The sequence below is a fragment of the Rhizobium ecuadorense genome (assembly GCF_001187535.1).
Taxonomy (GTDB): Bacteria; Pseudomonadota; Alphaproteobacteria; order Rhizobiales; family Rhizobiaceae; genus Rhizobium; species Rhizobium ecuadorense.
Genome location: NZ_LFIO01000769.1, coordinates 1 through 329 on the forward strand (window position 1 = coordinate 1; position 329 = coordinate 329).

Annotated in this window: 1 protein-coding gene; it reads left to right on the plus strand. The window is 58.1% G+C overall.

Features of this window, described 5'->3' with window-relative positions; translation table 11 throughout:
- Positions 1-329: LysR substrate-binding domain-containing protein (locus AF337_RS13810; protein WP_244471252.1), on the plus strand; the 329-nt coding region annotated here is incomplete at both ends.

The window sequence follows — 329 nt, forward strand, 5'->3', positions numbered from 1 at the left end:
GCCAGGCAGTCGAGAATATCCGCCGGTACGACAAAGGTGAGGCCGGCCACCTGTCGGTTGGCTTTACGAGTTCGGCGTCGCTCCATGTTCTGGCGCCGAAGCTGCTGCAGCAGTTCCGTCTTTCCTATCCGCTCGTGAAGATCGCCGTCGAAGAAAGCGAAACCTACGAACTCATTCTCGCCCTGCAGGAAGGGCGTATCGATGCAGCATTGCTGCACATCGATGCAAATCGATTTCCGGATCTGGCGAGCACGGTGCTTTCCGAAGAGGACATGATCGTCGCCGTCCCTCTTGGCCATCCCCTCGCAGATGAAAGCCTTGAGCCGATC